The following is a 21,384-nucleotide window of genomic DNA, read 5'->3' as shown; positions in this document are numbered from 1 at the left end:
CGCCACGCATTGCTCCGAGGGCCGCTAGCCGATGATCTCTCGTCGGTTCTGGACGTAATCCCACAGCACAAATCGATCCAGGTCATTGCCGCTGGTAAAGAAGACGCGGCCGTTGGTCGACTGGGCCATACGCTGGGCAAACTGGACGTCTTCCTGACTTTGCGACCAACTGGGAATCAAAAATATATTGATGGTGATCCCCTCTTTGTTGCACATCGCTGCCTCTCGCATTGTCGCTTCTTCGGTGCGAGGATGTGGTGGGTACAGCATATAAAGCTGTTCTTCTTCGAAGTGCGCCGTCGGCAACCCATCGGTGATCAGAACGATCTGGCGATTGGGCGTATCGCAGGTGGCAAGGTTACGGCGAGCCAACTGCAAAGCGTGCTGGATATTGGTGAAGTGCGGATGCACCATGGATTCACCGATATCAGGATCGCTCATGTCGGCGCGAAGCTGGACAATGGGATCATGGATCGTCACCGGTTTGGGCATCAGTTCGATGATTTCGCCGGGCGTTCGAAGTTTCGCGAACGTAAACATTTCGATGAACTTCAGAAAGTCACCGGGATACTCCGTCGCGATCAACCCTTGCAGCGCAAGTGCCATTCGCTTGACGTTGATGTATTGCCCTTCGTAACGCATCGAACCGCTCATATCCATGATGACGGCGGTCGCGCACTTGGGATGATTGCGAGTCTTGTGGACTTCGATATCATCGCTGCGCAAACGGATCGGACGTTCGTCGCCTTGACGCAGCAGCGCATTGATGACGGTCTGCGGCAGGTCGATGTTGGCGACACTGTCACCGAATTCGTAGGGCTTGGTCTGCTGTAGTTCGACGGCACCTTCGCCCACGACGTCCCCTTGGTGACGCCCGGTTCGCGACGGAGCCAGTTCGCTAAAGATTCGCTGCAACAGGCGTCCCTGAAAAATCTTATAAGCCTGTGGTGTCAGCCGAAATGTTCCGCTGCCGTCCGGATTCTTTTCCAACCCCTGACGCTCGGCTTGTTCGCGCATCATGTTTTCGAGTTGCTGCTGCATCTCTTCCAACTTCTGCATGTCGCCTTTATCAGCAAACTCGGACAACATCTCTAGATCGATGATGCCAATTTGTGCGTCCTTGGCTGCCTGCTGAAGCTGCCGCAACAGTTCGTCGATCTTTTCCAGTTCTTCCTTGATCTGCAGCGCCTTGGGAATCGACATCGACTCGTTCCCTGTGAAATCGTAATTCGATTCCAATTCTTCCAGATGGTGCTTGTCGCTCATCCGAGCCGAGATGTTCATCAGGTCGTTGGCCAAGGATGGATTTTCACCATCGGCGCGGTACCAGATCTGTTCGATGATGTAGGGCTGTTCGTAGTTGATCGCTTGCCGAAATGCCTTTTCCTGCGTCTTGGGCACGCGCACATTCTTGGTTGATTTCAGGAACGCCCGCCGCGCCTTCTTTTGGACCGTCCGAGCCTCGTAGGTTTCCAATATTTTGCGACGACGTTCTTCCAACATCGCTCGCAGTTGATCCAAACTTGGGCCCAAGCCAGCAATCTGGCTGGGGTCCAAACGAACAGCCCTGGCTAGTTCCTCGGGTGTCAGTTCACGATAGTTCCCATACATCATGGCCTGTTCGAACGCCGGCGAAACCAGATCCGGCGGCTCGCTGGTCGGTGACGGGAACGATACCGGATCGTACTTTTGGTACGCATGGATGACACCACCGACACGAGACTTCATGAGATGACCTGACAGGAGGTTGCGGCTGCGGCCACCGAGCCGCCTGTGGCCGCGGATGCGGGTAGGCGACGGTGAATCGGGAACAGCCGATCGGTGTGATTTGGAACGGGGTGTTTGGAACGGTGCGATTGACGGGGAACGGCGGACAACGCGAAACGTCGAACCGGATCAGACGTCGTACTGGATTTTGCCATGCCGCTGGCTGCGACTGATTTTGTCCAAGCTATACAAACCAGCCAACACAAATTCGACACAGGCTGCCCGCACAGCCTCGTTCTCGCCCGCGTTCACTTCGAACGCCTTGTCCCAAGCCGGCGGAACACTTTTCAGCCGCTGGGCATAGTCGCTGCTGGGCAACATGTCACCGACTTCGATACGGACACCGCCACGAAAGATTTCAGCGATGTCCGCCAACCCGTGCTCTTCGACGTACTCGCCAAAGACGACTCGAATTGCTTCGGCAACGACGGCGTCCAGCACCTGCCGTTCGCTCATCTGATGCGTCCCCATCAAATCCAATTCCAACTTGCCCAGCGAACTGGCATACAGATGCCCAAGATCGCTGATGCGTGGCACTGCCGGTTTTTCGTTGTGGACAATTCCACGCTGACGAGCTGATGCAACGATGGTGCGAAAGTTCGCCAGGGAAAACCGAGCGGACACACCCGAAGCCTGATCGATGTACTTACTTTTGCGTGCCTGGTTGGTGATCTCTTCGACCACTTGGTACATGAAGTAAGGCACCGACACCGGATAGTCGCCGTCAAGCTGTTGCCCGACCTCTTGCTGCAGGATTTCGATCCCTTGGTCCCGTTCGGCTGGATAGTGCGTCTGCACGATCGTGCCGATACGGTCTTTCAATTGCGGGATCACCTTGCCGCTGCGGTTGTAGGTCGAAGGGTTGGCCGAGAATAAGATCACGACGTCGATATCAAATTGGATTGGATAGCCGCGGATCTGGACGTCGCGTTCCTCCAAAATATTGAACAACCCCACCTGAACCAATTCATCCAGTTCGGGCAGCTCGTTCATCGCAAAGATGCCGCGATGCATTCGCGGGATCAACCCGAACGACAAAGCCTCTTCCGCACTCATACTGACACCGCCCGTCAGCTTCGCCGGATCGATCTCGCCAATGATATCTGCGAACTTGGTTCCGGGGCTAAGACGTTCGGCATAACGTTGGTCGCGGTTCCACCAAGCGATCTTGATGTCTGATGGATCCAGTTCGGCGATCAAACGTTTGCCCCTCGAAGTGATTGGCTTCGTCGGGTCCTCGTGAATCGGCAAATCCGGATGGTCGATGTACGGAATCCAGGGATCCAAGAACCGCGTCAACATCCTCATCATGCGGCTCTTGCCTTGCCCCTTCTCGCCCAGGAACAGCATGTCGTGGCCGGCCAACAACGCCAGATTGATTTCGGGGATGACCGTGTCTTCATAGCCGATCATTCCGGGAAACAGTTCTTCGCCAGCGGCCAACATGCGAGTGAAGTTGTCACGGATCTCTTGCTTGACCGACTTGGATTCCCAGCCGCTTTCGAGCAGTTCTGCGAGTGTGGTTGCTTGGGGGGGAGCCATGATGGCGTTCATACCGCATCTATCCTAAGTTGAGTTTCCGAAACCACGTTGACTGATTGTAGGGCGGTGCCCATCCCAGCAGACACCCTTGTACGATAGGTGCCCTGTCGAGCCATTGCTGCCCCGCGCAGCGAGGGCCAAAAAAAGAATAGCGGAACAAGCAAACCCCAAAGGTTTCCTTTAGCCGTTGCTGCGCAAGACGCTAACCGTCAACCGCGTCGTTGCAGGTTTCGCACCGTCATCGTCGGCCGGCTGCACGGCGACGCGGCCCCCATCGGTCAGGTAGTGAACGCCCAATGCCTGTGGCCGTGTCACCCGATCGGTATTCACCGACCATAGGATTCGGTGGCGTCCAAGCGACAGTTCCAATTCGGCTTTGCCGTCCAGCGGATCCACATCCACCATCTGCCCGTCCACCATCACCGATTGATCGGAGTCTGGGGCAACCGAAACAACGACCGCGCTGTCCCGTTCAATGACCAGCTCGCCTACCAATCGAATGGTCGCTCCGGCCGCGGGAACCGCCGAACGTTCCTGCAAAGTGGCCATCATGTTGGGCGTGATCGCTACCCCAAGTTGGTAGTCGACTTGAACGCCAAGATCGGTACCATCGGCAGACAGAATCCGACCACGCAGATTAGCACCGTTTGCTTTCGTGCCAGCCGCTAATGATCCAGCCGCATCATTCCCACCAGCAATCGAATCCCCCAGACTCGGATTCGTCCCTATGCCGGAACTTGGCTTCATCGACGAATCGGCATCTTGCGAATGGTCGACGGCAAATCGCCGCTGCAGATGCACCGGCAAACTGAGCACGTGTTCTTCGATCGCCCGCCGCCACTCTAACTGTTGCAGACCGGAACTATGCACCGTCGCATCCTGCATCCAATCGATCGCATGCATTCGCATCGAATCAGCGGCACGACCGGTCGAACGCTCGGCAGCACGAAACCACAACTGGGCGACGTCAACCATCGCGTCCGGATCCTTGACGGCTGATTCGACTTGACCGTCACGCCCCAAGCCAGCCGGCGGCTTGATCAAGTCGCGTTCACGACGCGCCGCAGCGGCGACGCGCACATCCGACGCCTCAACCAAACCGGCGATCGATTCGGCGGTCCATTGCCGACGCAAGAGCCCATCGTAGCGACCAATCGCAGCAAGATAGTCTGCGGTCTGGTCTGGCTGGCTGCGCTGGATCGTTTCGCGAAGCCGGCTCATCTGTTTGGCCGACGCCGACAACTGTTTCGCCAACTGCAACCGGCTATCGCTGTCGCCTTCGGCGGCAAAGGCGGTCAACCGCTTGGCCAATTGATCACCACGCAGAATCCGTTCGCCTACCAACAGTTCATCGCAAAGCGCGACACCTTCGGTCCAGCGATGGTCATCGATCATTTGAAAATCGGAAACGGGCAGCGATGCGTCGAAGGTTTCCGCCATAAAATCGAGTTCATCAAATCGGTAAGATCGGCTTAGCGGTTCCAACAGCACCGCGATCTGGCGTCGCGACTTGGTCGCCCATTCCAGTCGCGCGATCGACCATAGACAGACCCAGTGATCGGGCGAACCGGGGGTCAGCTTTTTGGACAGTTGCCACAATTCGGGCGTCAGCGAACCATCCGGCCCACCGACAACATCCATTTCCAAACCTGGATACAGTCCGACCAGCCGAAGCATGGCTTCGGCGATCAGCGGCTGTGGCGGAACAGCCTGCAAAACGGGCGGCTTGGGCGGCAAGACGGACGGGACGCTTTTTGTATTTTTAGCTGTGGGGCCAACGGCGCTCGGCGTTTCGATGGCGGCAGCCCCCTGCGGCGAATCGGGAACCATGTCCGCGGACTGCAACAATGAATCGGCGGTTGGTGGCACCGACATTCCCGTAGCGCCAGCCCCCGAGACCGACGTTGCCGCTGCCGCTCGTTCGGCAGCCACTCTTTCGACCGCTGCGACAAACGGATCCGCAAGCAGACCTGCGGAACTACCGGTATCCGATCCGCCCACACCAGGCATGACGCCAGCGACGTTTGGCAAGGTCGCATCCTTTGCCCCAGCTTCCGCAGGAACACTGGCTACCGCAGGCACACCAGCCACTGCAGGAACGCCGGCCACTGCAGGAACGCTGGGTACGGGCAGGGCTCCGGTCGCCGCTTCGGCGCCCGCCACAACGGCATCCACCACCGCGGCTGGCCCCGGTTCTTCGATTCGGAACGACACCGGATTCCACTGGGGCGCCAGCGTCACGAACCCCAATACGGTTCCGACCACTAAACCCGCCGCAGAGAACCACACCCACGGATGCAGAGCCCGCTTCTTCAACCGTCGTATTTGCCTGGACCGTGGGCTGGTTTGCAGCAAGTCGTGGTCGCCGACCTTGCTGATCCAAACCTTGTCATCCACGGACGAGGGCAGGGCAGTGACGTTGAAATCATTCCCTGCCAAGGACCACTGCGAAGCCAATTCCGCGACCTCTTCGGACACCGAAGATTGTTGAGCCGCCAAATCAAAAGCCTGCGTCGTCTGGCCGATGCTGCTGGGCTGGTCCAGAAAATGGGTCTTCCCAGCACCGCTTAGCGTGTTCGGCAGGATCCGGCCCACATGAGCGCGTTGGTAGGCATTGGGACGCAGCCTCGGGTCCAACAACCGATAGGCCGACACCGCCACCCGAGTTAATTGAATCGAATGCTGTTGGCTGGGCTGACGCAGTTGTTGGCGTGCCAGAGCGCGCGTGGTCCGTGCCGCGGCACGACGGATCACCGACAACCGTAACTCATTGGGGCGGACCCCCAATCGTCGAAAATCTTCGACATCAAGTCCGGTGGATTCAGTAGGGGTGATCGTCATGGTTGTCATCGCGTGAAAACTTCGACTTCGACAAGAGAAGTTTCACAGCAGGGCAGGGTAGGGCGGCGGGGCGTCACGGATCCGTTTTAGGACACGACCACAGACGATTAGGTTCCACTGTCCCATGACCCATCCCATCTTCCATCCGCCATTGCCCCAGCCAAGATCAAACGTCACATACCGTGAATGCTTGCTCTAGCGAGGCGATCGGATCCGCGGAAGTCGGAATGAACTCTTGGGCGATGTAGCCATCGTATCCCGTGTTCATTATCGCACGAATCACTGCTGGATATTGGATTTCTTGAGAATCGTCTAGTTCTCCGCGGCCAGGATTCCCGGCGGTGTGATAATGCCCCACAATCTCGTGATAGCGGTTCACATTCCGGATCAAATCACCGTTCATGATTTGCACATGATAGATATCAAATAGCAACTGGAATCTTGGCGAACCGACAGCCTGGACCAAATCGGCACACAAATGGAGGTCGTCACCCCAGTAACCGGGGTGCCCCTTCATAGGGTGCGAATCGTCCTTGCTGTTCAGATGTTCCAAGACAATCCCAATCCCCTTTTGTTCGGCATAGGGAATGACGCGTTTCCATGCCGCCAGGCAATTTTTGCGAGCCGCGGCGTCCGAAATCCCTGCTTTGGCCATGCCGGTGAACGTGATCACGTTGGGGGCCCCATAGCGGACTGCCAAATCGATCCCATCGCGCAGCTTCGCCTCGACCATCGCGTGGTTTTCGGGATCCAGTGGGCCTTTGGCAAATCCATGACTGCTGACCAGCGAAATCTTGACCCCCATTTTGGTCACCGCGTCGTAGTCGGCCGAACCAATCCCTTCGATGGCCTCGAGCCCGATTCGCTGGCAGTGCTTGGCGAGTTCAACCGGTGGCGTATCTTTGAAACACCACCCCATCACGGATTGCCGGACACGCCGACGCGAAGTTCCAGCCGATCCAGCGTCATCGCGGGCCGCCGAATCGGGGGACGTTTCATCGGCACACGCGGCGCCGGCCACCAGTGCAGCAGAGCAAGCTCCCAAGGCCGGGCCTTGCAAAAATTCACGACGTTTCATGGCACAGATTCAGATGGTGCGAAAAGGGGATTCAGTAGCAAACCGGACAGTGGTTCGTTGGGCGAACGACGCTAGGGAATGGTGGCTCGAAACCAAAATGCCCGCTTTCGATCCGCCCGGCGACGCGCATCTTCCAGCAATACTTCCAACGATCCATCAAACTGGAACCGATAGGGCCGATTGCCCGCGCGAACCACGATCTCGTCAGCCATGTCGATTCCCGGCTGGGGTCGGAACATCACGGTGAACCGTTCCGCCGGCCCGCTGATACGAACTTGATTGCCCGTTCCAATCGAAGCGTTGACTTTGCCGGATCGAATTCGTGATGCGGTCGACCACAGGATCGGATCGATTTGCACGTCGGGCTTCAGATCGTTCAGTTCTAACCACCAAAAGAATTGGTCCCCGGCTCGCATCGTCGAAACCGCGATTTCTTGGGGCGGATCACGACGACGATGGGCAGGCGACTGCATCCATTCAAACAGTCTCGGGATTTCGTCAAAGAATGGTTCGCGGCCACGGCCACGATACATCACAACCATCGCATCGTGGTTGAAAGACATGTAGTCGTCCATGATCGATCCGTCGGCACGAACCGCGTCCAATTCGCCCATCACGATGTACATCGGCAGGTAACGAGCGTTCAATTCAAAGTGATGCACGGTCTTTGACGGCGATCCGCTGATCGGAATCATGCCGGCCCATAGATCCGGGTGCGCCAGCGCCATGTCCCACGCTGCCGTTCCCCCTTCGCCATGGCCAGAGATGTAGATCCGATCGGAATCGATCGACGCCCGCCGCATCGCGTCCCGCATCGCCGCCAACACTCGTTCATGTTCCTGCGGCGTGTACTCGTAGACTGCCTGACCGGTGCGGCTCCAGACCGGGGCGACCACGATGAAACCGTTGCGCGAAGCGTGCCCCAGTCGTGACTTGGTGGGTTGGCGATCTTGAAGGACCGGTTCGCCGTTTTGCTGCGCTGGCTGGCTAGCCACTTGGTCCGGGCGAACCGCGCCGGCCCACCAATCGATTTCGTCCTCGGCATAGCCGCCTGCACCGTGCAATGCCAACACGCACGGATAGGAACGCAGTGGGTTGTATTCGGGCGGCAACTGGATCGCGTACCGTGCACGTTCGGTATCGACGCTGTAAAAACCGTCAACACCTTCGACAGCCGATCCTGCGGGCCAATCCAGCGGCGGCGCCAACAACGGCAGCATCCGATCAACGTATTCCGGTTGGGCACCTTCCAGGGTCGCCAAAGTTTCCAAGATCGCTTGGCGGCGAAGCGGATCGGCCGGTCCCAGATACTCGGCGACCAAATCGCGTACTTTGATCAGTGCGGTAGCCACGCTTAGATTCTGTTCCCCCGAACCACTGCCCAACAACCAACCCGCAATCGCCAACGCCACCCGATCATCCAAGGCGACATCTTCGGATTTCCCCAACCGTGAAAAATCGCTCAGCCGAGACAACGTGTCAGGCGACAGGCCCTGGCTGATTTCGTCAACGATGCCAGCCAGAGGTTCGGCTTGGGCCGGCACTAACTTGGCAACATGATCACGCAGCAACTGGCTCAACGCGGCCGCTTCGCCAGCAGAATCGTCCAGTTTCTTCAGTTCGTCTTGGACCTGGATACGAGTGATTCGCCCCACGGCCTGTGTCGGGAAATTTGAAAGGATCCCGCGAGCCAACTGGTACTGACCGGCGGCCGCACGAACTTTGGCTTCGTCCAACAATTGGCCAGCCTGTTGTTCGGTCAACGCGATCAGCATCGCGTCACGATCGATGTCCGCCGGGAACGGCTCGATTGCAGACAGAGCCTCTTTCGCGTCATCAAAACGTTTCGCGTCCTGGAAGAAACGCACTGTCTGCAGTTTCGCGTCAAGATCATCGGCTGGGATGCGTCTGTCAAAGATCCGCTTCAGCGTTGCTGAATCGATCGACGCGGTCGCGACTCGCATATCCCACAACAACGACGGATTTCCCTTCAGCGCGCTCAACTTGGTGTAGCGAGAATTCAGTTCTTTGATCCCTTGGACCACGTTCACCGGGCCTTCGGGGCCACGCATCGTCAACAGTCGGCGCCCGTATTCGTTGAACGGCGAGACCGCCAAGATCGACCCCAAACCCGCGACAGCTTTCCCGCCCAGCGGAGTCGGTTGCCAAAGGTCGATCCCCTGCGTTGGATCGGCGACATCGATCGGATTCCCCTGCGTCATTCCTTTGCCGTGAATGTAGACACGACGCAGTCCGTCATCGATCAACCAGATCGGCGACACATTGGCCTGGCCCGCCGCGGCGGCCCCAAAACCTTCCTTCAGGGTTGGAACCTCGGCCATCAAACCGCGCAGCACCATCCCGTTTCGAAGCTGAAAAATCTGTTCCGCCCGTGCCACGGGACCACCGAATGCAGTTCCAGTCACCAACAGCATCCACCACGCCCACGGCGATCGCAGCACCGAAGCGACGAGCCCACCGAATGCCGTTCGCAAAGTGATCATGAGGTTTGCCCCTGGCTGCCAGTGGCCAAAATCGTGACAGCTCGACGCAGCGATCGCCCCACCGGTGCGACGCCCTCGCGGACCGAGCGAACGGCAGGCATCGTCTGCTGAATCCAATCTCGCTGTTGAACCCCCTGCCACCAAAACAAAAGATCGTCGCCTGCCAAATGGATATCGGAACCATCGGCCACAGACATCAAACGAGCATCGCCCAACATCGATGCGTCGGCGACGGACTGATCCGCGGAATGACTGCGATAGTAGGACCATCCGGTCAACGTCAGCCCGGCGACGACCGCAGCAGTCATCAGCCCACCGAATCGACGCGATAGCCCGCCGGTGCGACCGATGGGTGCGTGCAGTGCCGTGCCGCCCGCCACGCTATCCAACCCGGTTTCCGATCGCGTCACGTAAGACTGGACCTGCGTCCAAGCCTGCAGCCGCTGATGGCAACGCGAACACAGCTGCGCATGCTGCACCAAACGTTCATCGGCCAGCGGCGATTGCCGTTGGTCCAGACATCGTTGCACCGAATCTTCAAACGCATCGCACGGCGAACCGTCGATCGATTCGCGTGGGGAATCTTCCGGCCTCGAGTTCACGATACACCTCCGTTGGCCGAAAGAACCTCTCGCTGACAAAGCGATTCGATCAGGTGGTTGCGAGTACGATGGACCCACGTTTTGATCGTGCCGACGGGCCGTCCCATCTTCGCTGCAATGTCGGCGTACCCCATCGACTGCTGGTGGAACAGTTCAAACGCCATCCGCTGTTCGGCCGGCAGTTGTGCCAGCGCCAGCCCCACTTCTTCGGCCAACTGATCAGCATTTTGCTGTTCAGCGGCGGACGTGGTTGCCGGATCGTCGGCAAGCGGGAAAACATGACGTCGCTGTTTTCCAGCGATCAAAGAACGGCAACGATTCCCAGCGATCGTCACCAACCACGGTTCCAAGGGACGCCGCTGGTCCCACCGGCTTAAATACCTGGCCATCCGCGAAAACGTTTCTTGAGTGGCGTCTTCGGCATCTTGTCGATGACCTAGCATCCGCAGACAAACGCGGAACACCAACGAATGATGGCGTCCGACCAACTTGTCAAACGCTTGTTCGTCACAGGCAAAGAACTGTTCGACCAAGGCGGCGTTGGACTCGTCCATCGAAAAAACCTCGATCGCGATCAAATGAATCACAGGGAATTCGGGCAAATTCCACGACGGCCCCCGAGCGAACATTCGCTTGCCGCCGATACCGCACCTCTGGTGCGAACGCAGCATTAGCGACCGCTGAAGAACCGCTTCAACGCGTTGTCGGCGGCATCACGTGAATTGTCCGTCATCGCCTTCTTCATATCGGCAGGCAGTTTGCCCGGTGCTTGTTTTTTCTTTTTGTCGGGCCGTTTCTTTGCCGTCGTTGACTCGCTGACGGACAGGTCCGTGCTGTCACCATCGGAATCTTTGTTGTCCGAACTTGGATCCCCAGAGTCCGCCGAATCGACGCTCTGATCCAAATGGAATTGTCGGGTTTCGGGATCGGACAATTTGCGGACACGGTCAATCTGATCGGCTTCGTCCAACCAATCGCCAACATCGACGGCTTCGAACCGACTGTCTTGCGATCCGGCTTCGACGGTACGAGCAGCGGCATCACCGACGTCCGCGACTTCGGGTTTCTTGGCCGCTTGCAGGCCATGTTCGATGACAACCTCGAATAGCAATTTGCCGATTCGAAGTTCGTCGCCACCTTTGAGTACTTTGGCTTTGTCGACGGGCAAACGTTTGTCGTTGACGAACGTCCCATTGCGACTCTTCAAGTCTTGAACCAGAACGCGATTGTCCTTCAAGACGATGATGCAGTGCTTGCGACTGACCGATTCGCTCTTAGGGCGCAATTGGCATACTTCGCTACGTCCAACCAGAAATTTCTCGCTAGAGACGGCAATTTCCTTGCCTTCGTGACTCCCGGTTAGGACCTTCAGCTTCACCTGCATCGATCACCCTCTGTTGGCACAGTTAACAACGACCCAAGCTCGGCAATGGCTAAGAAAATTTTCCGAGGCCTAGAAACGACATCAGTCGAATCGGCAGCTGGTATCAGCAAGGTCGTCGACTCATTCTCGGGACACACTTGTCGATGACAATGGATGTCAATTTGGCCACCATCATCGAAGGAATTCACGCCGCTGGGCCCCGAGATCATTTCTATTCTAAGCGCTTTCAAGGCGGAGAATATCCCGGTTAGGCACAAACACGGCAAATCGACACAACGTTACATAGTAATCGGCGGACAAGACCCGCCCACATTAGGTGAACATGACCCACCTAACGACGGGCAAGCCAATCCGGATTATCGTAACGATCCTGTGCGATCTTTTGGGCCGCGACGACTTCAGCCCGGCTAAACGGAGCCTTGTTCCAAGCGATCTGCAGAGTCTGCGACAGATTGCTGGCCACGCACGCGGCGATTTGCTGGACCGAATCGGTTGCCCCACCTAAATCCCAGATCCCCGGCAATTCAGGGGCAAAAGGACTGGCCCGAACCAACAGACTGCCATGCTGCAACACCGCCCGTTTGCCTTTTCGCTGGGCGCTGCCCAGCACTTTGTACCCGCTGACAATCAGGTCATCAGCCGTACGCCGCTGGAAACAAAGAAACGGATCGGGGCGTTTTTCGGCCACTGATCGTGCCGGATTGTCATCCCGATCGGCTTGGCCCGACTCCGCGGACGCTGCCAATCCAGACGAAATGTCGTTTCTTCCGGCAACCGAGTGGGGCACCGCTCGCAGCCCAAATTCAGCGATCGCACGGGCAATCGCATCGTGGGTCAGACGATACAGCCGCGTATTGGCACCGGTTTGCCGAGGGTCAATCGGCCAAGCCAAACTGTAGGTCAATTCGGAATCGTGAAGGATCGCACCGCCGCCCGACCCTCGACGCACGCAAACACACTGGCTGCTTTCCGAGTGTTGTTTCCGGTCGGCGTATCGCTGGAAATAACCCAGCGACAACGTCGGTTTTCGCCATCGGTACAAACGCAATGTCGGCGGTCCACCCTGATCGACGGATTCCAACATGGCCTGATCCAGCGACATATTCTCGGCCGCATCGCCAGCCGCTAAATCGATCAGTCGACCCTCGTCCAACGACATCAGTGCCGACCTCCGGATACGCAGATCGCATCAGCCGCCGGCCGATACGGCACAGCCACCAGGGTTAGAAGCCGGGCGAGTGTCCGAAACACACCGCCCCGGCGGAGACAGTTTTGAACGCGTCGAAGGTTTCGCAATCGACTAGCCCGCATCCGCACATTGTTTTTCGTAGGCAGCGTGGTCCATCAAACGATCACGTCCATCGTTATCAGCCAATTTGACCTTCAGAATCCAACCGAAGTTGTAGGGATCGTCGTTCAGCTGGTCCAATTGATCCGGCAGATCGGCGTGGACTTCGATCACTTCCCCCGTCACCGGGCTGTACAGCGGGCTGACCGCTTTGACCGATTCAACCTCGCCGAATTCTTCGCCGGCAACCACGGCTTTGCCGACCTCGGGCAAATCCATGTAAACCAAATCGTTCAGCTGTTCGATAGCAAACGCCGAAATACCGACCGTGGCGATCGACTGATCTGCATCCGTCACCAAGTCCGCCCACTCGTGGGTTTCGGCATACAACAATTGGGATGGGTCACGAGACATGATCAGTGGGTTCCTTGGGACGGATCAAAAAGAGAGGCGTGTTCGGTAAAGGCGGTGGCTTGGTCGCCGCATTAGGACGCAGCAGCGGGCCGGCGATAAAAGGGCAGGGCAGTGGGCTTGGCCGCGACCACCTTGCCACGAATGTCGATCTGGTAATTCGACAATGCCGCGTGCTGTGCGTCAACGTAAGCCATCGCGATCGGGTGTCCCAAAGTCGGCGATGGACCACCGCTGGTGACCGTCCCGATCTTCTGACCCTCGGCGGTCAACACATCCGACCCCTCGCGGGCGGGACGCTTTCCTTCAGGCAACAGTCCGATGCGCACCTGGGCGGGACCATCGGCGGCAACCTTTCGGATCGCCTCTTCGCCGATAAAACTATGGTTTTCTAGCGTACAGGCGAACGACAATCCTGCGGTGATCGGATCGATCGTTTCGTTCAGTTCGTGTCCGTACAGCGGCATCGCGGCTTCCATCCGCAGCGTATCGCGGGCACCCAACCCGGCGGCGACAAAGCCCTCGTCGCGTCCGACCAGCATCAGGTTTTCCCAAACTCGCGTGGCTTCCTCGGCGCGGACCACCAATTCGAACCCGTCTTCGCCGGTGTATCCGGTCCGGCTGATGATCGCAGGCTTGGCGAACTGGTCGGTGATGGCTGCCTGATAGTACTTCAGCCGACTGGGATCAAACTTGAACAACCGTTTGCAAACGTCGATCGCCTTGGGACCTTGGACTGCGATCATGGCCGTCAGGGGCGTCCGGTCCGACATCGTCACGGTCGGGAAATCATCCAGAATCGGCGTGATCCAATCGATGATCTTTTGCCGGTTCGATGCGTTGACCACCATCAGATGGAAACGCCGCTGTGACGGGGTTTCTAGATTCGAAACCAGCACATCGTCCAGGATGCCGCCTTCATCGTTGCAGATCAAACCATAGCGAACCCGACCGAGCTTCAAATCGGAAACGCGTCGCGTCAGCAGTCGGTCCAACAATAATTCGCTGCCATCACCGTCGAACCGCAGCCGCCCCATGTGCGACACGTCGAAGAGCGCCGCTGAATTTCGACAGGCGTGGTGTTCGGTCACGATCGACGAATACTGGATCGGCATCTCGTACCCGGCGAAGGGCACCATTTTGGCCCCGGCCTGACGGTGCCAAGTATCCAAGGGAGTGAACTGGAGCGAATCTGTCATGCGAAGCAAGCCGGTGGTGAGATCAGTGAAAACGCGGCGACGTTCTCGATGGAATCGAACAAACCAGGCCCAAGTTTACCGATATGCGATCTTTCCGACATCCGGGGCGCCGTAGGCCCACCCGGCCATCGAACCCGATAAGCTGTACCGACCGGCGCTGGCTGTGCATGCGGTTGTCGGCATGCGATCGGGCTGGCGTGACAGTTACGTCGCACATCATCCAAACCGTCGCCGCGGCGCAATCCGCCGGCGACATTTAGAATTCCAACATCCCCCCCCAAGAGCCCACCGATGTCGAATTCGCCTCGTCGCTTCCGATCGGTAAAAATCCAACCCGCACCCGGGTGGATGGGACGTCAGATCGTCAAACGCTGCAACAACGCCGAACGAGGGCGAGTCCGTTGACAGGATCTGAATCGATCACGTCATCCGCCCGAATCCAACGCCAACGCAACGAACGGACTCGAGACGATTGGGACCAGTTTGCGCAGCATCGCCAACAAGTCACCCATCTGCTAACCCAAGTCGCCGGCCAAAGACGTGCAGCCAACGAAGTGGCGGGATATCAGGACGCTGACAAGAAGGACTCCGGCCGCGTAGATTCTGACAGCCTGCTGATCCTGGGCGTGGGGAACGGCAACGACATCGATTTGCCTACCCTGGATGCAGCGTATTGGTCCATCACGGTGGCCGACATCGATCCGGACGCGATCACGCGCTGCATGTCTCGATTGCCGCATCCCCTGGCGCAGCGCATCACGGTCAAGTGCCCGGTGGATCTTAGCGGAGCGTTACACAGTTTGCCCCGCGACGCGGCGACCGCGTCGGATGCCGATTGGGATCGATTCATTCAGATCGCGGCGAATCCCAAAGTCGATTCGATCGAACCCTGTGATGTCGTCGTTTCCGCCTGCTTGGTATCGCAGTTGATCGACACCGTCGTTGGACGTGTTCCTGCGTCGCATCCCCGATTTGCCGACGCGGTGTTGGCGATCCGTGATGGGCATTTGAATCTGCTGGCTCGGTTGACTCGGCCGGGCGGCACGATCGTCCTGATCACCGACGTGGTTTCATCCGACACGTTGCCCGACCTCGCACGCGTATCGCCGGCCCAACTGCCGATGTTGGTTCGAACTGCGATCGAAGCACGGAATTTTTTTACCGGACTGAACGCTGCCGTTTTGATGCACCGACTATCACCAGCGGTGTGTGACCGCATCGCCGGTTCCCAGTTCCACGGTCCGTGGCGATGGCAGATGGGGCACCGCGTCTATGCCGTCATCGCACTGATCGCCCAAACGGTTTCGGCCGCCCCCAGCGATTCCGGACCGGAGAACGATGGTGTGGATGCGGATGGCGGCCCCCATTGATTATTGAATCCTAGTGGTACCATGTTAACGGCACCTTCATCTTCGCAAGCATTCATTTCCCGCGGGCCTTATGCGTTCACTGTTACCCATCATTGACGCCGGTTTGCCGACCGGAGTGGTCCCGCCGTTCCAACAAACCATGGCAACGGTCGGCCCGCCGCTGACCCGGCGTGCGATCACGGAACTACAGATCAACCTTGGCAAACTGTGCAATCAGACCTGCACGCACTGCCATGTCGAAGCCGGCCCCACCAAAAAACGCGAAAACATGGGGGCCGAAACGGCAGATCGAATCATCGAACTTTCCCGATCATGCCAATCGCTGAACACGGTCGACTTGACCGGCGGCGCCCCCGAGATGAACCCTCACTTCCGCAGGCTGGTCGAATCGTTTCGCAGCCGCGGCATCCGGGTGATCGATCGCTGCAATCTGACGATCCTGTCGCAACCGGGTTACGAGTGGGCCGCTGATTTCTTGGCTCAACACAACGTGGATGTCGTCGCGTCGTTGCCCTGTTACCTCGAAGACAACGTGGACGGCCAACGCGGGGATGGTGTGTTTTTGAAAAGCATCGCTGGGCTGCATCAACTCAATGCACTCGGCTACGGCAAAGGCGATCCCCAGCGCAGACTAGACCTGGTCTTCAACCCCACCGGTCCCTCGCTGCCGCCCGACCAACATTCGCTAGAAACGGATTACAAACGCGAACTGAAGCAACGTTTCGACATCGACTTTGATCATCTGTTGTGCATCACCAACATCCCGATCAAACGTTACGCGACCTACTTAGCCAAACGCGGCAAGCTGGACGATTACATGCGACTGTTGGCGGACAACTTCAATCCGGCGGCGGCCGAACAAGTGATGTGCCGATCACTGGTTTCGATCAGTTGGGATGGCCAGATCTTCGACTGTGATTTCAACCAAATGCTAGAGATCCCCATCAGTGGCGGCACACCAACCACGATCTGGGATGTCGAATCGATCCAAGACTTTGTCGACCGCCCGATCGCCATCGCCGACCACTGTTACGGATGCACCGCCGGTGCGGGCAGTAGTTGCGGCGGCGCTGTGATCACGTAAAGACGGACTGTCACCGCATCACCGCGGTGGGTTCTGTCCCAATGATGCATCGCATCCCACAGCGACGTGACTCTCTATTCCCCCCCTCAAAATTCGCGACTGCCAGATGAACACCGAACAAGCCGTCCGCCAACGATACTCTGCCGCTGCCGAAGCTCGTGAAGCCGAACTGTGTTGCCCGGTGGATTATGACGCAAAGTACTTGAAGGTGATCCCTCAGGAAGTGATCGACCGTGACTACGGCTGCGGTGATCCATCGAAATACGTCCGCGCGGGCGAGACGGTTTTGGACTTGGGCAGCGGTGGCGGAAAGATCTGTTTCATCGCATCCCAAGTGGTCGGCGCCGCCGGCAAAGTCATCGGCGTCGACATGAATGACGTCATGCTGGAACTGGCCCGCCGCAGCCAAACCGCCGTCGCGGCGGCAGTGGGCTATGACAACGTGCATTTCTGCAAAGGCAAGATCCAGGACATGGCGATCGACCGCGATGCCGTCGACGCTTACTTGAAGGAACAACCGGTTAGCGACGAAGCCGGACTCCAGCGTCTGGAATCATTCATCGCCGAAATGCGGACGCAGCGGCCCATGATTGCGGACAATTCCGTCGACGTGGTCGTCAGTAACTGTGTGTTGAACCTGGTCGATTCAGCCGAGAAGGCAGCCTTGTTCGCCGAGATCTTTCGTGTTCTGAAACCGGGCGGCCGAGCGGTCATCAGCGACATCGTCAGCGACCAACCGGTCCCGATTCAAATGCAGCGGGATCCGGTACTGTGGAGCGGTTGCATCTCCGGCGCGTTGGAAGAACGTCAGTTCATGGACGCGTTCGCAGACGCAGGCTTTCATGGCATCGAGATGCCCGTGCTGCAGAAAGAGGCGTGGCAGAAAGTCCAAGGAATCGAATTCCGATCCGCCACGGTGATCGCTTACAAGGGATCCCCCATCACCGATGGCCCCTGCGAAGATGCGGTCATCTATCGAGGCCCGTTCAGTGAAGTCGTCGACGATCAAGGGCAACGTTTCCTGCGCGGCCAACGATCGCCAACCACGCGTGGGACTCGAATGCGGATGATCGCAGAACCCTACGCATCATCGTTCATCGGATTGATGTCCGCGACAGAGTCCGATGCCGCCGGCGAAACACCAGCGGAAACGGACACAGCCCCGTCCGCAAAAGCCACCCAACGCCCGAGCACCGTCATCGGATTGAACATCATCGGCGATGATTGTTGCGGGTCCGATGGCTGCTGCTAGCCGACATGCAGCTAGGTTGCATTAGATAAAGTTTTCGACCATGCCCACGCCCTGGACGCCAGACCGAGTCAAACGCGAAGCAAAGGATTCGACGGCGGCTTGGTTGGTCCGCTTCCCATCACGAACGATGATCGCACTGTCGATCGCTGTTGTGAACGGACGCAGCCGGCTGGAATCCCCAGCGGGTCCATCGATGACGACCAGATCGAATCGATCGCGAAGGTCTTCCACCAACAGACTGATTTCTTCGGCGCTGGCCGTTTGGGCCCGTTCGACATCGACCAATGGGATCAATGTCAACGAATCTTCGACGGCATGCACGGCGACTTCGCGGATGGGCAGACCACAGCGAACCGTATCCAGCCAACCAAATTCGAGATCCAATCGCAAATCGTCGGCCAAGGTTGGCTCATCGATATCAGCATCGACAAGCGCCACACGGACTCCCGACGCGGCGGCGGCCAAGGCGATTCCGATGGCGACGCTGCTTCGTCCTTCGCCACGTTGAACGCTGGTCACCAACATCGTGCGAAGTCCACCCGCAACGGCTTCCCCCATCCGATCGGACAGGTTCTGAAACAGGCTTTCGTCAAAGAACAGATCGGCAACGGTTTTAGGGATGTCAAATACATCGACTTCCCAGGCGGCCTGGAACGACGGACGTTCGGCCAGCGGTTCTGGTTTGGCCGCTGGCTGCGGATCGACAACGGTCTTCGCCGCGGCAGCTTTGCTGGGATACAAATCGCGTTCACTAGCCGGTGCACCGGTGGCAACGCCAACGGAAGCCGCGGGTGCTGGCGTTATGGGTGCTGGCGATTCAGTGGCCGGATACTCAGTTGCTGGATACTCAGTTGCTGGATACTCAGTCGCTGGATACTCAGTCGTTGGCATCTCGGCAGGCGCTGCGGCAGCCCGCTGAGCGATTTCTGCGGGGGCGTCTTCCGTTGGCCGGACCTTGGTCGCAGGCATGGTCGTCGATTCGACCCACATCAGTTCTTCGGACGAATCAATCGTGCCATAGGCGGTATGAATTTGCTGCAACGATGACACCAGTTCGGCGATATTGTCGACCGCTGCGTTTGCGGCCACTTCGGGTGCCGGCGGTGAAGGTTGCAGCGCCTGTGCCTGTGGTTGAACTGGCGTCGGGACCGGTGATGGCGATGCGACAGAATCCGCGGGGATCACCCAGGCCGGCTCGGGACGAGCGACGACGGGCGACGGATCGATATGAGGCCGCGGCACTGCCGGAGCGGGCGAGTCGCCTCGGGCCAGCTTGTTTTCCGTCGGGTCGACCCACAACGTGGCCGAATCAGCGACTCGTTCGTCTAGAGTCAACTCATCCGATGACGGCTTGGATGTTGCGGCTTGTTGGGGCGATGCGTCGGTGTTTCGATTGCGTCGTGCGAACGCTTTTACGAAAGCCTGGTCAGTCAAGCTCATGATGACAACACGTCTAAGTAGAGAACGAATGGATAGGGGGGACGCAGCAGGAAACTACTCAACGCTGCTGACGGGAGGCGCCGTCTGTGGCAAATACTTCAACCAGTCTTGAACCGGTGCCGGAGTTCGCGACGGCTCTGGGCCCGTGAATTCCGCTTCGCCTTGACGGACCGGTGGGGCCGCGTTGGTCGGTGCGGCGGTGCTGGCTGGCGTTTCCCAGTCAGTGCCATCTGGGCCGGAAACCAGATCTTCTAGCGAAGGCAAACCACTGGGGGTTCGGCTAGAGACCGTCGATGCTGGCACACTGGACTGACCGAACGATGGAGTTGCATCGGCACGGTCACGATCGCTGATGCTGCGGGAAACGGTATCGGCGTCCGCGGTGGTAGGCTCCGGTGCGTTCAGCGCCACCGATGCATGTTCTTCGCTGCTGTCGTCGATGGCTGCGGACGATGAATTCGCCGCACGTGGCAAACCGGCTGACGAACCAGCCGCTGCGGACGAAGTCGCAAACGAATCCGCCGATGGGAAACTGGTCGCCAAGTCACCCGTTTCGATCTCGAACGCTTCGTCGACTTCGGCCATCGAATCGACGTCCGTCGAATCGGATGTCCCACGACTGGTCCAAAGGGCAACCGCGATCACGACGGCCAACAGGCTCAACACGGCCCGGTGTGCCATCACGGCTTCGGCCCAAGTTCGTCCTGCGGGGCGAACGTCCATGTCCGCCGACGATCGGCCGGCAAAAGCCCGCCGCTGCGGCTCGGCACCAGGTGCGTCGTGCGGTGGATTGTTCGGTCCAGAGTCGGACGCTGGCGCGGTCGCCGATGGCTGACCGATTTCGGATTGGCCCGCTGTCGGATAAGCGACATCTTGATGCCCTGCGACGTGCTGCCCTGCGCCATACGGCGCGGGGGCTGGTCGTGCGGCGATCGCCTGTGCTGTGGCTTGCTGTGCTGTGGCTTGCTGCGCTGCGGTTTGCTGCGCTGCGATTTGCGGTGCGGGTGCAATGGCGGCTTGTCGCACGGGTGCCGGATCAGGGGCAGTGACCTGGATCCCGGCCATGGGATCACGCGGTGCAAATTGCCGATTGGCGGGAGCACCGGCATTGGCCGGTGCGCTGTTGACCGGTGCGCTGCTGACCGACGTGCCGTTGGGCGGCACGTTGTTGGAGGGGGGGACAGCGCCGGCAACGGCGTCAGACGCCCCCAATGGGGTCGATTGCACACCTGTCGAACCTGGCAATGGCATCGAAGGCGACTGATTGTTTGGTTGGGCAGAGACAGCCGGCTTCGTTTCTGATGCGACATTCGGAAGCTTGAACAGGACAGGCGGCAGTGCCGAAGCATCACTCGCGAAGCCAGTTGCTTCCTGATTTCGATCAGTTTTGGATTGGCGATTGCCGTCTAGAGGCCGCTTTGGCGAGACGGTCATACGATGCTTCCTGGTGGTCGAGGGTGAACAAAAATGCCGCTAACTCGCTTTTAGGTCGCCGAGCAGCATCATTCGGATGTTCGCTGAAATGCCATGAACCCGGACCTTACGGCCCTGTTCTTTATCATCGGAACGTTGCTTCCGGATCTTTAGGGTTCTGCGGAATAGCGAAAGTTGAACGATCAAGC

The 21,384-nt window shown here is 58.4% G+C and carries 16 protein-coding genes; 3 read left to right on the top strand and 13 right to left on the bottom strand.

Annotated elements, in window-relative coordinates:
- Nucleotides 1-24 precede the first annotated feature (24 nt).
- From K227x_RS05105 to gcvT, 11 genes are all read right to left on the bottom strand, one after another.
- The gene (locus K227x_RS05105; RefSeq protein ID WP_145168499.1) at nucleotides 25-1,728 is read right to left on the bottom strand and encodes a vWA domain-containing protein; all 1,704 of its coding nucleotides are present in this window, start codon (nucleotides 1,726-1,728) and stop codon (nucleotides 25-27) included.
- Nucleotides 1,729-1,896: 168 nt separating this feature from the next.
- Complete coding sequence (locus K227x_RS05100; RefSeq protein WP_145168497.1) at nucleotides 1,897-3,321, bottom strand: magnesium chelatase; 1,425 nt, start codon at nucleotides 3,319-3,321, stop codon at nucleotides 1,897-1,899.
- A 168-nt stretch (nucleotides 3,322-3,489) separates the two neighbouring features.
- Nucleotides 3,490-6,150, bottom strand: coding sequence for a hypothetical protein (locus tag K227x_RS05095; protein ID WP_145168495.1), 2,661 nt, complete (start codon nucleotides 6,148-6,150; stop codon nucleotides 3,490-3,492).
- A 166-nt stretch (nucleotides 6,151-6,316) separates the two neighbouring features.
- Nucleotides 6,317-7,228 carry a TIM barrel protein gene (locus K227x_RS05090; RefSeq protein ID WP_246146541.1) on the bottom strand — a complete coding sequence of 304 codons (912 nt, stop codon included), beginning with the start codon at nucleotides 7,226-7,228 and terminating at the stop codon, nucleotides 6,317-6,319.
- A 71-nt stretch (nucleotides 7,229-7,299) separates the two neighbouring features.
- The gene (locus tag K227x_RS05085) at nucleotides 7,300-9,732 is read right to left on the bottom strand and encodes a carboxylesterase family protein (protein ID WP_145168493.1); all 2,433 of its coding nucleotides are present in this window, start codon (nucleotides 9,730-9,732) and stop codon (nucleotides 7,300-7,302) included.
- Complete coding sequence (locus tag K227x_RS05080) at nucleotides 9,729-10,334, bottom strand: hypothetical protein (RefSeq protein ID WP_145168491.1); 606 nt, start codon at nucleotides 10,332-10,334, stop codon at nucleotides 9,729-9,731. Before K227x_RS05080 ends, K227x_RS05085 begins: the two co-directional genes overlap by 4 nt.
- On the bottom strand, nucleotides 10,331-10,888 hold the full coding sequence (locus K227x_RS05075; RefSeq protein WP_218933785.1) for an RNA polymerase sigma factor: 558 nt from the start codon (nucleotides 10,886-10,888) through the stop codon (nucleotides 10,331-10,333). Before K227x_RS05075 ends, K227x_RS05080 begins: the two co-directional genes overlap by 4 nt.
- 116 nt (nucleotides 10,889-11,004) lie before the next feature.
- Nucleotides 11,005-11,718: an FHA domain-containing protein gene (locus tag K227x_RS05070; protein ID WP_145168487.1), complete on the bottom strand. Its 714-nt coding sequence runs from the start codon at nucleotides 11,716-11,718 to the stop codon at nucleotides 11,005-11,007.
- 331 nt (nucleotides 11,719-12,049) lie between these two features.
- A complete protein-coding gene (locus tag K227x_RS05065; protein WP_145168485.1) occupies nucleotides 12,050-12,877 on the bottom strand; it encodes a lipoate--protein ligase family protein in 828 nt (275 codons plus the stop codon).
- A 141-nt stretch (nucleotides 12,878-13,018) separates the two neighbouring features.
- Nucleotides 13,019-13,420 (bottom strand): glycine cleavage system protein GcvH, encoded by a 402-nt coding sequence (gene gcvH / locus K227x_RS05060; RefSeq protein ID WP_145168483.1) that lies wholly within the window; start codon nucleotides 13,418-13,420, stop codon nucleotides 13,019-13,021.
- Between the two features lie 71 nt (nucleotides 13,421-13,491).
- Complete coding sequence (gene gcvT, locus K227x_RS05055; protein ID WP_145168481.1) at nucleotides 13,492-14,616, bottom strand: glycine cleavage system aminomethyltransferase GcvT; 1,125 nt, start codon at nucleotides 14,614-14,616, stop codon at nucleotides 13,492-13,494.
- 401 nt (nucleotides 14,617-15,017) lie between these two features.
- On the opposite strand from gcvT, the gene K227x_RS05050 reads away from it, so the two are divergent.
- The 3 genes from K227x_RS05050 to K227x_RS05040 all read left to right on the top strand — a co-directional run bounded on the left by K227x_RS05050 (nucleotide 15,018) and on the right by K227x_RS05040 (nucleotide 18,322).
- Nucleotides 15,018-15,986, top strand: coding sequence for a hypothetical protein (locus K227x_RS05050; RefSeq protein ID WP_145168479.1), 969 nt, complete (start codon nucleotides 15,018-15,020; stop codon nucleotides 15,984-15,986).
- A 70-nt stretch (nucleotides 15,987-16,056) separates the two neighbouring features.
- Nucleotides 16,057-17,070 carry an arsenosugar biosynthesis radical SAM (seleno)protein ArsS gene (gene arsS / locus K227x_RS05045; protein ID WP_145168477.1) on the top strand — a complete coding sequence of 338 codons (1,014 nt, stop codon included), beginning with the start codon at nucleotides 16,057-16,059 and terminating at the stop codon, nucleotides 17,068-17,070.
- A 106-nt stretch (nucleotides 17,071-17,176) separates the two neighbouring features.
- On the top strand, nucleotides 17,177-18,322 hold the full coding sequence (locus tag K227x_RS05040) for a methyltransferase domain-containing protein (RefSeq protein WP_145168476.1): 1,146 nt from the start codon (nucleotides 17,177-17,179) through the stop codon (nucleotides 18,320-18,322).
- 21 nt (nucleotides 18,323-18,343) lie between these two features.
- Here K227x_RS05040 and K227x_RS05035 read toward each other — a convergent pair whose 3' ends face one another.
- Entirely contained in the window at nucleotides 18,344-19,762 is a 1,419-nt protein-coding gene (locus tag K227x_RS05035; RefSeq protein ID WP_145168474.1) for a division plane positioning ATPase MipZ, read from the bottom strand.
- Nucleotides 19,763-19,816: 54 nt separating this feature from the next.
- Entirely contained in the window at nucleotides 19,817-21,196 is a 1,380-nt protein-coding gene (locus K227x_RS05030) for a hypothetical protein (protein ID WP_145168472.1), read from the bottom strand.
- Nucleotides 21,197-21,384: the final 188 nt, after the last annotated feature.

Origin of the sequence: Rubripirellula lacrimiformis (assembly GCF_007741535.1) — a bacterium.
In the GTDB taxonomy this organism is placed as follows: Bacteria; Planctomycetota; Planctomycetia; order Pirellulales; family Pirellulaceae; genus Rubripirellula; species Rubripirellula lacrimiformis.
This window is presented reverse-complemented; position numbering and strand designations above follow the sequence as displayed.